Annotated in this window: 14 protein-coding genes; 9 read left to right on the forward strand and 5 right to left on the reverse strand. The window is 42.4% G+C overall.

The window, feature by feature from the left end:
* The first annotated feature begins 25 nt into the window (after window positions 1-25).
* From JN11_RS04710 to JN11_RS04735, 6 genes are all read left to right on the forward strand, one after another.
* Complete coding sequence (locus JN11_RS04710; RefSeq protein ID WP_211360648.1) at window positions 26-403, forward strand: DMT family transporter; 378 nt, start codon at window positions 26-28, stop codon at window positions 401-403.
* A gap of 241 nt (window positions 404-644) precedes the next feature.
* A complete protein-coding gene (locus JN11_RS04715) occupies window positions 645-2,168 on the forward strand; it encodes a S10 family peptidase (RefSeq protein ID WP_144910113.1) in 1,524 nt (507 codons plus the stop codon).
* A gap of 181 nt (window positions 2,169-2,349) precedes the next feature.
* Window positions 2,350-2,991, forward strand: coding sequence for a PIG-L deacetylase family protein (locus JN11_RS04720; RefSeq protein ID WP_144910115.1), 642 nt, complete (start codon window positions 2,350-2,352; stop codon window positions 2,989-2,991).
* Window positions 2,988-4,130, forward strand: a complete 1,143-nt coding sequence (locus JN11_RS04725; protein ID WP_144910117.1) for a glycosyltransferase family 4 protein — start codon at window positions 2,988-2,990, stop codon at window positions 4,128-4,130. Before JN11_RS04720 ends, JN11_RS04725 begins: the two co-directional genes overlap by 4 nt.
* Before the next feature lie 11 nt (window positions 4,131-4,141).
* A complete protein-coding gene (locus JN11_RS04730) occupies window positions 4,142-5,311 on the forward strand; it encodes a glycoside hydrolase 100 family protein (protein ID WP_144910118.1) in 1,170 nt (389 codons plus the stop codon).
* A 95-nt stretch (window positions 5,312-5,406) separates the two neighbouring features.
* Window positions 5,407-5,640 carry a hypothetical protein gene (locus tag JN11_RS04735; protein ID WP_144910120.1) on the forward strand — a complete coding sequence of 78 codons (234 nt, stop codon included), beginning with the start codon at window positions 5,407-5,409 and terminating at the stop codon, window positions 5,638-5,640.
* Window positions 5,641-6,019: 379 nt separating this feature from the next.
* On the opposite strand, the gene JN11_RS04740 is transcribed toward JN11_RS04735, so the two are convergent.
* Window positions 6,020-7,051, reverse strand: a complete 1,032-nt coding sequence (locus tag JN11_RS04740; RefSeq protein ID WP_144910122.1) for an aldo/keto reductase — start codon at window positions 7,049-7,051, stop codon at window positions 6,020-6,022.
* 156 nt (window positions 7,052-7,207) lie between these two features.
* Between JN11_RS04740 and JN11_RS04745 the strand changes: the two genes are divergently transcribed.
* Together JN11_RS04745 and JN11_RS04750 are read left to right on the forward strand one after the other, a co-directional pair.
* Window positions 7,208-7,570, forward strand: coding sequence for an MmcQ/YjbR family DNA-binding protein (locus JN11_RS04745; RefSeq protein ID WP_144910123.1), 363 nt, complete (start codon window positions 7,208-7,210; stop codon window positions 7,568-7,570).
* Window positions 7,567-7,911 (forward strand): cupin domain-containing protein, encoded by a 345-nt coding sequence (locus JN11_RS04750; RefSeq protein WP_144910125.1) that lies wholly within the window; start codon window positions 7,567-7,569, stop codon window positions 7,909-7,911. The genes JN11_RS04745 and JN11_RS04750 overlap by 4 nt, the downstream gene beginning before the upstream one ends.
* 81 nt (window positions 7,912-7,992) lie before the next feature.
* Here the strand turns inward: JN11_RS04750 and JN11_RS04755 are convergent, their stop codons facing one another.
* On the reverse strand, window positions 7,993-8,778 hold the full coding sequence (locus JN11_RS04755) for an O-methyltransferase (RefSeq protein WP_144910127.1): 786 nt from the start codon (window positions 8,776-8,778) through the stop codon (window positions 7,993-7,995).
* A gap of 44 nt (window positions 8,779-8,822) precedes the next feature.
* On the opposite strand from JN11_RS04755, the gene JN11_RS04760 reads away from it, so the two are divergent.
* The gene (locus tag JN11_RS04760) at window positions 8,823-9,680 is read left to right on the forward strand and encodes a transglutaminase-like domain-containing protein (RefSeq protein WP_144910129.1); all 858 of its coding nucleotides are present in this window, start codon (window positions 8,823-8,825) and stop codon (window positions 9,678-9,680) included.
* 70 nt (window positions 9,681-9,750) lie between these two features.
* Here the strand turns inward: JN11_RS04760 and JN11_RS04765 are convergent, their stop codons facing one another.
* From JN11_RS04765 to JN11_RS04775, 3 genes are all read right to left on the reverse strand, one after another.
* Entirely contained in the window at window positions 9,751-10,656 is a 906-nt protein-coding gene (locus tag JN11_RS04765) for an alpha/beta hydrolase (protein ID WP_144910131.1), read from the reverse strand.
* A 56-nt stretch (window positions 10,657-10,712) separates the two neighbouring features.
* Window positions 10,713-11,805 (reverse strand): peptide chain release factor 2 gene (gene prfB / locus JN11_RS04770; RefSeq protein ID WP_144910133.1). Its coding sequence is split into 2 segments (ribosomal slippage): window positions 10,713-11,744 and window positions 11,746-11,805, totalling 1,092 coding nucleotides; the frame shifts between segments, so codons are not numbered across the junction.
* Between the two features lie 118 nt (window positions 11,806-11,923).
* Window positions 11,924-12,361: a hypothetical protein gene (locus JN11_RS04775; RefSeq protein WP_144910135.1), complete on the reverse strand. Its 438-nt coding sequence runs from the start codon at window positions 12,359-12,361 to the stop codon at window positions 11,924-11,926.
* Between the last annotated feature and the right edge of the window lie 244 nt (window positions 12,362-12,605).

Below are 12,605 nucleotides of genomic sequence, written 5' to 3' on the forward strand. Positions count from 1 at the left end.
AGCCGCTTAATTAATTCATAAAATATTGGCCTGGTTATTTTTAGTACTGGCAGCTACCTGCGAAACCGCATGGACCTTCTGCCTTAAATTCATGAAGTTCAGCGACCTTAAAACCATAAGGTTTGTTAATTTTTATAAATGGGATGGAGGCCTGCAAATATTAATTCCATTTATCGGTTATATCTTATTTGGCATAGCCAATATTTACCTTTTCTCGTTGGCTATAAAACAAATCCCAACAGCAACTGCCTTCGCCGTTTGGACAGCATCTACCCTTATTTTTATAAAATTGGCCGAACTGGCATTTTATCAACAACGCATTTCCCTGCCCGAAGTCTTTTTTATGCTCCTGATAATGGTAGGCATATTGGGCTTAAAAATTTACGCTACGCAGCCGAAATAAGCTTTCAAATAAGATCTTTCTTTTAGCCTCTCTTCGCCGAAGGCGGAAAGCGTGTCGACGTCCGCCTAAAGGCGGATCGTCGGGGTGAATAAACTATACAAGCGACCCCGACCTAACTACCCCATTTATTATCTAAAACTACTTATCAAATAGCAACACTATCCGCACCCATTGCCAAAGCCCCAATAAAAGATTAGTATTGTATATTGTTTAACTGACATTATTTATCACAAAACACTACATGAAGAAAATCTTTACTTCAATTGCATTAACGTGCCTTATCGGCGGAACGGCAATTGCCCAGCAGCATGATGAATCTGCTGCAAAAAACAATCAGCCTATAACCAAAAGCCGGGTGCTGCAGGTTGATTCATCTGTAACTACCAAACATACGGTAACCATAAAAGGAAAACTTATTCCTTACACCGCAACCGCTGGTACTATGCCCATTTGGGATGGGGATGGCCGTCCGGTAGCAGGCGTGTTTTATACTTATTATGAGCGCGACGATATTACTGATAAAGCCAACAGGCCGCTGGTAATTTCATTTAATGGTGGCCCGGGTACGCCTTCTGTGTGGATGGAGATTGGTTATACCGGACCAAGGTTATTAAACATTGATGATGAAGGTTACCCGGTACAACCTTACGGTATCAGTGAAAATAAAAACTCCATACTTGATGTTGCCGATATTGTTTACATCGATCCGGTAAATACCGGCTATTCAAGAATTGTGAATAAAGAAACTCCGGGTTCAAAATTCTACGGCGTTAATGAGGATATTAAATACCTGGCCGAGTGGATCAACACATTTGTTACCCGCAAAAACCGCTGGGCATCGCCTAAATTCTTAATCGGCGAAAGCTATGGTACCACCAGGGTATCGGGCTTAGCACTTGAGCTACAGGAAGCACAGTGGATGTATCTGAACGGCGTTGTTTTAGTATCACCAACTGATTTGGGAATTGAGCGCAGCGGCCCGGTACAGGCAGCATTGAAATTGCCTTATTTTGCTGCAACCGCCTGGTACCACAAAGCCCTTTCGGCCGATCTGCAACAAAAAGAGTTAACCGATTTTTTACCGGAGGTTGAAAATTTCACCATCAATGAGCTGATCCCGGCTTTATCGCGCGGTGGTTTTATTGATGATGCACAGCGCACTACCATAGCTGCAAAAATGGCACATTACAGTGGCCTGTCGCAAAAAGTGATACTGGATAATAACCTGGATGTTTCCTACGATTTGTTCTGGAAAGAGTTATTACGTGATAAAGGTTTCACTATTGGTCGCCTGGATTCACGCTACAAAGGGATAGACAGACAGACGAGCGGTGTTAGCCCGGATTATAATGCGGAACTTAGCTCATGGCTGCACTCCTTTACCCCGGCAATTAACATCTACCTGCGTAATGATCTGAACTATAAAACCGACCTCAAATACAATATGTTCGGTAACGTTTGGCCATGGGATGATAAAGACAATCATACCGGCGAAAACCTGCGTCAGGCTATCGCTCAAAACCCATCCCTTCATTTACTTATCCAATCGGGCTATTTTGATGGCGCGTGTGACTACTTTAATGCCAAATACAGCCTTTGGCAGCTTGACCCAAGCGGTCGCCTTAAAGACCGCCTTAAATGGGAAGGTTACAAAAGCGGGCACATGATGTACCTGCGTAAAGAAGACCTTTCAACAGCTACTGAAAATTTAAGGAAGTTTATTGAGGAGTCTATTCCAAAAGCTGGGCAACCGGTTAAATATTAATCCAAACCTCCAGAGCTTGTCATTGTAATCCGTTATAAGAGGAAAAGCAATGACAAGCTTTTTATTTTTTCATTCCCCCGCTATTTAGCACAACACTCCTTCGTAAAAAAACCGGTTATTTTCCTAACCATTTACATTCTTCAAAAACCATTTATACCATTGGATGTTCTAAAAACACCCAATGAATAACGAAACCAAAAAAGTTGCCATAATTGTGGCTCACCCTGACGATGAAACTTTATGGGCTGGCGGAACAATATTAAGCCATCCTGAATGGACCTGTTTTATAATAAGTCTGTGCCGCAAAAACGATCCTGACCGTGCGCCTAAATTTGAAATCGTTTCAAAAATATTAGGTGCAGAAAGCTGGATGGACGATTTGGACGATGGGCCCGAGCAAACGGCATTATCATCAAATGAAGTAGAAGAAGCTATCCTGAAACTATTGCCTTTTTTTGAGTTTGATATAATTATTACCCATAGCATTTATGGCGAATACACCCGTCACCGCAGACACGAGGAAATTGGTAAAGCGGTAATAAATCTTTGGCATTCAGGAAAAATACAAACCAATGAATTGTGGGCATTTGCTTACGAAGACGGGGGGCGGAAATATTATCCCATAGCGATGGAAGATGCTCCAATATTTTTCCCGCTCCCGCATCATGTATGGGAACAAAAATACAGCATTATTAAAAACACTTACGGATTTAGTCCAGACAGCTGGGAGGCTAACACCACACCAAAGGAAGAAGCTTTCTGGCAATTTTTTAACGCTGACCAGGCCAATAACTGGCTGCATAGCGGACACACCACACTATGAAAGTTTTATTATTGTATGATTACCCCGCATCTCCCAGCGGTTTGGCAACGCAGGGAGAATTATTATTAAAAGGATTGATTGAACTGGGCGTTGATGTTCACGCTGTAAATTGCGAATCGCCGCTTGAAAAAGAATGGTATTACAAGTGGTTTAAGCCCGATGTTGTGGTTGGAATTGGCTATTGGGGCCATACTCCCGATTTAATTCTGCACCCACAAAAGCATAACGTATTACCGGTGCCCTGGCTGGTTGCCAACGGCTACATTGCCAATTATCAGGATACGCTGAATAACCTGCCTCTTATTTTGGTTACCTCTAACTGGGTAAAAGAAATGTATGTGAGGGATGGCATCAGTGGCGAAAATATAGAAGTTTTGCCGGTGGGTTGTGATACGGATAATTTTATTCCGGTTGCCAAAGATGATCCGCAGACTTTGGCTGTGAGAGACTCGTTAGGGGTAAAGCCTGATGAGCTGATGATCCTTACGGTAGGCGGGGATGCCGCATCAAAAGGGGCACAGGAGGTGATGCAGGCGCTGGCTATGATAGATGGCAAAGTACCCGATTGGAAATACGTTTGCAAGGTTTGGCCGCAACCCCGCACAGAAGTGCAAACCGGGGCGGATCTGGCACTTGCCAGGCAATTGGGCATTGATAAAAAAGTGTTGTATGCCACCAGTATCAATTCGCGCAATTTTATGCCCCACCTGATAGGTGCCTGCGATATTTATGCCGCACCATCCAGGCTGGAAGGCTTTGGTATGTCGCAAGTGGAAGCAAATGCCTGCGAAAAACCGGTGATCTCCATGAAAGCTATGGGAATGCTGGATACCATGATTGATGGCGAAACAGCATTACTGGCCAATGTTGCCCAAAAAATAGTGGTTGATCATGTGATACTTGGTAAAGCTGCCGGCTATCCTGAAAATCACCGGGTTGATTTTGATATTCCCCGCACGGTTGATTACCGCGCCAATACCGATGATCTTGCCCAACATTTATTAAACCTGATGAATCACCCTTTACTGCGGGTTGAATTAGGCAAAAACGGTCGTAAACGTGTGGTTGAACATTTTGACTACCGGGTAGTAGCCAAAAAGTTCGTGGAGATAATACAAAGAAAATTAGGGATAAACTAAATTAACGGACCATGACAGCAGCAGAGCGCGAAGAAATAGAAGCAGCCAAAAAATCGGCATTGGAAGTATTGCTGCATAATGCAAATGGTCCTTTCCATGGTTTACCACGCACGGCCGGGTGGGGGTACCCGGAGCCCTATACCCGCGATTTGATGTTTTCTATCTTCGGCATTGCCGTAAGCGGAAACCAACTATTAATAAACAGCATCAGGTTGGTGCTGCAAACGCTGGCAGAAAACCAAACAGAGCATGGTCATATCGTATCGCTGGTACATGAAAAAGATGACCGCGGAGCAAGTGACACTACACCCTTATTTTTAGTAGGGGTGGGTATTTTCAGAAAATTAACCGGAGAGGCTGATTTTTTGGATGATGCCGTATCAAAGGCCCTCACCTGGATGGAATACCAAAGCCCATCGGACCGGTACCTGATTGCACAGCAACCCACCAGCGATTGGCGCGACGAACAATGGGTTTTAGGCCTTGGGCTATTTGTCAACACATTAACCTACACCTATTTGAAATTGCTTGACCAGCATGAGCGCGCAGAACAAATGCGCAAAGAAATAAAGCGCCCAACCATTGATGGCGGCTTTATAAACGCCCACGAGCACGAAGGGCTTGAACAACGGAACAAGCCTTATTTTGCATTCTGGTCGTACAAAGTTTATTACAGCGATAAGTTTGATCTGCTTGGCAATAGCATCGCTATCCTTTCGGGTATAACAAGCCCCGAACGCGCCGAAGCAATTATTGATTGGGTAGAAACAGAATGCGGGCACATGCAGCAAACCGGCGATCTCAAATTAAATCTCCCGCCAAATTTTTTCCCGTTTACCCTCCCTGGCGATGCCGACTGGTTGCCACGCTATGAGAACTTTAATTTGCCGGGCAATTATCATAATGGGGGTATATGGCCATTCATCTGTGGCTTTTATGTAGCCGCCCTGGTAGCCGCTAAAAAGTATGACCTTGCCGAACAAAAGCTTATTGAATTAACCAAACTGGTTAAACTGTCACAAGACCCAAATCTTCCTTTTGGCTTTAACGAATGGATAAAAGCACAGGATGGCAAAGTTCGGGGTGTTGACTGGCAAACGTGGAGCGCAGCACTTTATCTTTATGCCGCAAAATGCGTAGAAGATAGGGGTACCCCTTACTTTGATGAAATGAGAGCTTAAAGTATTTTTTTACACAATAAAATAAAAACTAAGCATAGGAAACATAATTTGCCTAATAGGTAATATTATCTATCTTTACCCTCGGGGACAGGATTATGGGATTGCAATTAAGAATAACCTTTAATGATATTGATTATGTTTACGAGATCATTAACAGTAAACTAATTAATAAAAACAGTACGGAAATAGCGTTGCTTTTAAATGCTGAAAAAATAGAATTAATAAAAGATTATAAAAATATCTGGGTACAAAAAAACGGAGAATTGTCTATTGCTCCTGAATTTGCGGAAGCACTGGGCCGGTCGGTTAGTTTGCGTTTAAGGTTATAAAAAAATAAAGCCTCCGCACACTCGCTGCTTGGAGGCTTTAACCTAAACCTTATCACAGTTGACGGACAGGATGTCCGCCTTATATGAAGCGATAAAGATACGCACTATTGTTCTATTTTGCAATAGCTTCAATGGTGTAGCATTGACGCAATGACTTAACGAAATCTCCAAAGGTGTCAAATTGACCTTTAAAAGCTCCTTATAAATCATGAATTGTAAAAAAAATGTTACAATATTCCCCCTGGTTGTACGTTTTAAAGGACTCAAAACCCTTTACTCTGAATAAGAGGCCCTTAACACAATACTATTTTAACATCTCATGATCTTTTTTTTGCGAAGTAATAACCCGGCAGCAAAATTCGGAGCTTCAAAATAACGTTTAATAAAACTTTGGTAAAGGAACCAGCTTTAAGTTTTGACGCTGGTGCCAGTAAGGATAAATCGGGTCAACTTCGCTGGCGGCATCAAGTCTTTTTATCTGCTCTATGTCCAGATTCCATCCCACTGCTGCCAGGTTTTGTTTAAGCTGTTCTTCATCCCTGGCTCCAATAACCAGGTTGGCTACTGTAGGTCTTTGTAATAACCAGTTAAGCGCCACCTGTGCCACTGATTTACCTGTTTCAGCTGCTATTTCATCCAATACATCAACAATGCTGTATAGGCGCTCAAAATTAGTAGCCGGTCCGTGTGATCCACCCTGACTGATTCTTGAACTCTCCGGAATTGCTTTCCCCCTGCGAAACTTGCCGCTCAACTGTCCTGATGATAATGGGCTCCAAACAATGGTGTCTACCTTTTGATCTATTCCAACCGGCATCAGCTCCCATTCAAATTCGCGGTTTAGTAAAGAGTAATAAGCCTGGTGTGCAATATACCGGGCCCAGCCGTACCGTTCCGAAACCGAAAGCGATTTCATTAAATGCCAGCCTGAAAAATTTGAACAGGCAATATAACGCACCTTTCCGCTGGTAATTAAATCATCCAAGGCCCGCAAGGTTTCTTCAACCGGTGTAGTGGCGTCAAAACCGTGCATGTGGTAAATGTCAATATGATCAGTATTTAAACGTTTCAAACTGTTGTTACAGGCTTGTATCAGATGCTCGCGTGATGAACCAAAATCATTCGGACCATCGCCCATGGTAAAGGTGGCTTTGGTGGAGATCAGTACCTGGTTGCGTAAGCCTGCAAGTGCTTTCCCTAATATCTCCTCTGAAATACCGCGCGAATAAACATTAGCCGTATCAAAAAAATTAACCCCTGCGTCAAGGCATAGGTTAACCATCTTTTTGGCCTCATCAATCTGCGTATTTCCCCATGCCTTAAAAAACTCATTGCCCCCGCCAAAAGTGGCCGTCCCAAAACTCAGCACAGGTACCCTTAGTCCCGATGCACCCAATTGTCTGTATTCCATAGTAAGTGTTGTTAAATGTTATTTTCAAAAATAACAAGCAAGCGGGCATAAGTTTGTCAGTGAAGTTTCAAGGTTTAAATTGTAAAAGAGATAATACAGCAATTTTGGAGGGCTCAGTCATTCCTATTTTTAAATCTTCTTCCGACATTTGCTATAATGAGCACCGATCCATTTATTTATCTGGAGTTTCTGCGTAAAACTTTACTGCCCTTACCTGGTGTAACAGAAAAGCTGCATTTCGGCACACCGGCTTTTTATGTAAATAAAAAGATCTTTACCCGGCTAAAAGAGGATGGTGAAACATTAGTGGTTAGCACCCTGGAGCGCGATAAATGGATGGATGCCGATCCACTAACTTTTTTTATAACCGACCATTATCGCCATTACGATTATATGCTGGTTGCATTGAAAACCGTATCGCCGGATGATTTGAACCTGCTGCTCTTAGCTGCCTGGCGTAACCGTGCACCTGCAAGGCTGGTAAAACAATTTGAAACAGAACTATTATCAAAACAATGATTACATCAACCCAAAACGCAGAACATTATATATGGGGAAAAGAATGCGATGGCTGGCATTTATTAAATGCCGATAGCTTAAGTGTTATACAGGAGCGCATGCCTCCGGGAACCGGTGAGCAACTGCATTACCATGAACGTGCGCAGCAGGTATTCTACATCCTATCAGGCATGGCCACATTTGAGGTTGACGGAGAATTGAAAACCGTTAGTCCAGGCGAAAGCATTCATATTAACCCTTCAACCAGACACCGCATTTTTAATAACGGGGACGAAGACCTCCATTTCCTGGTAATATCAGAACCTAAAGCCCATGGTGACAGGGTGAATTGCCCCCTCTAAATCTCCCCCGGAAGGGGAGACTTTTGACTTCGCCCGTATTTATTTTTAAGTCCTCCCTACCGGGGAGGATTTAGATGGGGCTTATATCTTTATTAAAAAATCCTCTTTCACTTGTCCCTTCCTGAAAAACACCAGTCCGATCCAAAACAGATCAATGGTTACGGTTACCTGCGGATGGGCCTTTATTTGCGCCCAGGCTTCTTTCATGCCTTCGCTCCAGTAAATATCATCAAAAATTAACAGGGTATTTTCATTTACTTTAGGCAGGCACCATTCAAAATATTTAAGGGTAGCATCTTTTTGGTGATTGCCATCCACAAAAACAAAATCAAGCTCCTTCAATCCCTTTATTACCCCGGGCAGCGTATCATCAAAGTTTCCGGTGTGCAGAACCACATTGTTTACACCGGTCTTTTTAAATGTTTCTGTTGCTATTTTGGCAGTTTCCGGACAGCCCTCCAGGGTGTAAACCCTTGCATCTGGTACGGCTTTTTGCAGATAAACAGTGGTTACCCCAAGGCACGTACCCAGCTCAATCATATTGCGGGGCTTCATTTCGGCTGCCAAACGGTATAACAATTGCGCCAGTTTGGGTGGTTTAAGTGCATTACGTGCAATGTCGCTGATTTTCTTCTGCCGGTTATTGTTTACGTGCGATCCTGCCCCTAAATCGGTTACGGTTATCATCCCGGTGTCAAGAATCAGCTCCTGACGCATCGCTTCGGCTTCAGGGTATACTTTTTGGGGCGAAAAGTCGTAAATTACCTCATCTACAAGCCGGTAAACAAAAGGGGAGTGCACACCGTGCCTGTTTTTTGCCCGTAAACGGTGCAGCAGGTAATCTTTAGCAAACCTTAAATTAAACATAGCCGTAAAAATATGTAAAGGTTTAGTATTTTAGCAGTACAAGCATGATAAATCCAACAGAAGTAAAATCCCTGATACGCTTACTGGATGATCCGGATAGGGGAATATACGAACTCGTTCACGAAAAACTACTTTCACTGGGCGCAGGTGTAATTGAACACCTGGAATCTGCCTGGGAACAGGCCTTTGACCCTATACAACAGGAACGCATCCCTGATCTGATACACGAAATTCAATTTGGTATAGTAAAAAACGATTTGAAGTTATGGCACCAGAGCGGCGCCTTTGATTTGCTGCAGGGCATCCTGATTGTTAACCGTTACCAATATCCCGACCTGGACGAGCAAAAGGTAATTAACCAGATTGAGGCTATTAAGCGCGACGTATGGATACAGATGATGAATGAGGCCAGTCCGGCTGAGCAGATAAAGCTCATTAACCACGTGTTTTATAATCTTTATGGTTTTAGCGGCAATATCAACAATCATCGTGACCCTCAAAACAGCTATATCAGCCAGGTGCTTGAAACCAAAAAAGGCAACCAGATTTCCTTAGCTATAATTTATTCTATCATAGCCCAAAAGCTGGATGTACCGGTGTATGGTGTAAACCTGCCACAGCATTTTATTTTGGCTTACCTGGATGAAACCATGCAAAGCGAATTTGAAGGCGGCATCCTCTTTTATATTAATGCCTTTAACAAAGGTCTTATTTTTGGCAGGAGGGATGTAGATATATTTTTAAAGCAGCTGAATTTGAAGTTTGATAAGCAGTTTTACGAACCCTGCTCCAATACCGATATTATTAAACGGGTTATCCGTAACCTTATCAGCGCCTACGAACATTTAGGCTCATCAGAAAAAGTAGACGAACTGAATGAGCTGCTGGAGATAATGGAATAAACATCCAAATCAAATCTCCACTTAAAGAAGAAATTAAAAACCCTCCGCAATTACGGAGGGTTTAATGTATCTACAAAAACTTATTCTGCTCCAGCCAGTTTTTGGCCCAATCCATCCACTTATCCTTGGTAGTAGAATTATCTAAACCAAAGCCATGACCTCCAGCCTGAAAAATATGCATTTCGGCCTTAACCTTAAAGGTTAGCAGGGCATTAAAAAACATCAGGCTGTTTTGTATAGGCACTACGGTATCATCAGCCGCCTGCACTAAAAAAGTAGGGGGAGTGTGTGCGTCCACCTGTTTTTCGTTGCTGTATTCGTCTACTAAACTTTGTGGAGGCGTTTTACCAAGCAGGTTCTCGCGCGATCCGGCATGGGTTCTTGATCCCATGGTGATAACCGGGTAAAGCAGCAGCATAAAATCAGGACGTGCACTTACATTATCCGGATTAGATACCAATACCTTATCAAAATGTGTTCCCAGCGTTGATGCGAGGTGCCCACCGGCCGAGAAACCCATAATGCCAATCTGATCTGGCTTTATGCCATAGCCCGCAGCTTTACTTCGTACCATAATGATGGCCTGTTGTCCATCCTGCAAAGGGCCAATGGTTTTATCAACCATAATATCATCTGTAGGTAAACGGTATTTTACTACAAAAGCAGCAACGCCTATTTTATTAAGTTCTTTGGCAACGCTGGCTCCTTCGTTATCCATTGAAAGGCCCACGTAGCCGCCTCCCGGAAAAATAATTACAGCCGTACCGCTCGAATAGCCATGTGCCGGTAAATAGGGGGTAATGGTTGGTACGCTAACACCTGTAACCCATTCTTTATCATTTTTCTCTACATACGATGCCGGAGTTGCTTTGCTGTTGGGCACGCCATTAGGATATAAAGGAATCGGTTTTATCTGCGCAAAGATAGCTGTTGACATAAGCATGGTAGCTAGCAAAACATAAGGAGCCTTTTTCATTATTGGTTTGGTTGTAAGTATATTTCTTTAAGATAAGCCTTTGGTTGAATATAATTTTAACTTTTAGGACCACCAAACTCCATCAGATAGGCTTTCAGGAAATCGTTCAGATCTCCATCAAGTACCCCTTGCGCGTTGGATGTTTCATAATCGGTGCGCAGGTCCTTTACCAGTTTATACGGATGTAAAACGTAGTTGCGGATCTGTGAGCCCCATTCAATTTTTTTCTTATTTCCTTCAATTGCGTTGCTGGTTTCCATTCGTTTGCGCATTTCGGCTTCGTAAAGCTGTGATTTTAACAAACGGATAGCATTTTCTTTATTCTGCAATTGTGAACGCGATTCCTGGTTTTTTATGATAATGCCTGATGGTTTATGGTATAAACGTACGGCAGTTTCTACCTTGTTCACATTCTGGCCACCAGCACCACCCGAGCGGAAAGTTTCAAATTCAATATCAGCATCCTTAACTTCAATCTCAATGGTATCATCAACCAGTGGATAAACGTACACCGAAGCAAATGAAGTATGGCGCTTGGCATTAGAGTCAAATGGCGATATCCGTACCAAACGGTGTACCCCGTTTTCGCCTTTTAAGTAGCCATAGGCAAAATCGCCCTCTATCTGTAAAGTAACGGTCTTAACCCCGGCAACATCACCCTCTTGAAAATCCTGTTCGGTTACCTTGTACCCGTTCTTTTCGCCCCACATAATATACATGCGCATCAGCATACCGGCCCAGTCGCAGCTTTCGGTACCACCGGCACCGGCAGTTATCTGCACAACGGCATTAAACTGATCTTCCTCGGCCGAGAGCATGTTTTTAAACTCAAGCTCTTCAACAGCTTTCAGCGCGGCACTAAACTGCTCCTGCATTTCTGCTTCGGTAGCATCTCCGCTTTGAAAAAACTCAAAAAGCACAATGGTATCGTCAACAACAGATACTACTTTCTGAAAAGCATCTGTCCAAACTTTTTTTGTTTTGATGGAGGCCAATACCTTTTCGGCTTCTTTTGGATGATCCCAAAAATTAGGACCAATGGTTATATCCTGTTCAATTTGCAAGGCATCGAGTTTCTTATCGATGTCAAAGATGCCTCCTCAGGGAAGTTACTCTATCCCTTAAATCCAGTACCTGTTCTTTAGTCATAAGGCAAATATAGATAGTTTTGTTGTAAGGCTTTAAAATCACATAAACTTTACAAGCAATAAAAAGGGGCTGTAAGTTTTAACCTCACAACCCCTTTAATTATAAATTTTTACTTTAACTAAGCAACCATCATACGGTTTACCAGCACGCTCATATCCTTTTGGTTGCCGCTTAGTTTTGATAGCAGGTTACTTAACCCGAAATCTTTGTTTTGTTCGTTTTTTGATTCTTTAACCAGTTCCTGCATAACCGGTGTTATTAAATTATTTGCAGCGGTAATTGCTGCTGCCGGCTCAACACCATAAAAGTTGTTCAGCTTGTTGGCGAACTTATTTACAATGGTTGAAACCAGTGAATTATTATAAATGCCCGAAAACTGGAAATATCTGATCAGTTCTTTGATCCGGCCAGTTTCCATCTGCCCCTTTAAAACCTCAATTATGGAACTTGAAGCATCATTAATTACCGCTTCGTGGTATTTTACCGGGATTGCCGGGTTGTCAATAACAGCCGTCCCGGCGTTATTTTTGACAAGCATAAAAAGTTTTTCGAACATACGTTTATGTAATTAAAGCAGATTAATAAAATGATGATAAAATGACCATTTGCTTATCATCAAAACAAATATACCTATTAATTAATTTGAAAATACAAATAAATCATAAAATCTGTTGAAAATATGACAATTAAGATAGTGTAAAACAAACAATAAGTAACCGTGTTGTTTTAACACTAACATGTCATACTTTTGCATTTAATATACACCTAAATACTAACTTGCTATTTTTGTTAAAAAACCT

The sequence above is a fragment of the Mucilaginibacter frigoritolerans genome (genome assembly GCF_007830615.1).
Classification (GTDB): domain Bacteria; phylum Bacteroidota; class Bacteroidia; order Sphingobacteriales; family Sphingobacteriaceae; genus Mucilaginibacter; species Mucilaginibacter frigoritolerans.

Coding starts and splice junctions, on each gene's coding strand:
- JN11_RS04715 (WP_144910113.1), top strand. CDS start 645: ATGAAGAAAATCTTTACTTCAATTGCATTAACGTGCCTTATCGGCGGA.
- JN11_RS04720 (WP_144910115.1), top strand. CDS start 2,350: ATGAATAACGAAACCAAAAAAGTTGCCATAATTGTGGCTCACCCTGAC.
- JN11_RS04725 (WP_144910117.1), top strand. CDS start 2,988: ATGAAAGTTTTATTATTGTATGATTACCCCGCATCTCCCAGCGGTTTG.
- JN11_RS04730 (WP_144910118.1), top strand. CDS start 4,142: ATGACAGCAGCAGAGCGCGAAGAAATAGAAGCAGCCAAAAAATCGGCA.
- JN11_RS04735 (WP_144910120.1), top strand. CDS start 5,407: ATGGGATTGCAATTAAGAATAACCTTTAATGATATTGATTATGTTTAC.
- JN11_RS04740 (WP_144910122.1), bottom strand. CDS start 7,051: ATGGAATACAGACAATTGGGTGCATCGGGACTAAGGGTACCTGTGCTG.
- JN11_RS04745 (WP_144910123.1), top strand. CDS start 7,208: ATGAGCACCGATCCATTTATTTATCTGGAGTTTCTGCGTAAAACTTTA.
- JN11_RS04750 (WP_144910125.1), top strand. CDS start 7,567: ATGATTACATCAACCCAAAACGCAGAACATTATATATGGGGAAAAGAA.
- JN11_RS04755 (WP_144910127.1), bottom strand. CDS start 8,778: ATGTTTAATTTAAGGTTTGCTAAAGATTACCTGCTGCACCGTTTACGG.
- JN11_RS04760 (WP_144910129.1), top strand. CDS start 8,823: ATGATAAATCCAACAGAAGTAAAATCCCTGATACGCTTACTGGATGAT.
- JN11_RS04765 (WP_144910131.1), bottom strand. CDS start 10,656: ATGAAAAAGGCTCCTTATGTTTTGCTAGCTACCATGCTTATGTCAACA.
- JN11_RS04775 (WP_144910135.1), bottom strand. CDS start 12,361: ATGTTCGAAAAACTTTTTATGCTTGTCAAAAATAACGCCGGGACGGCT.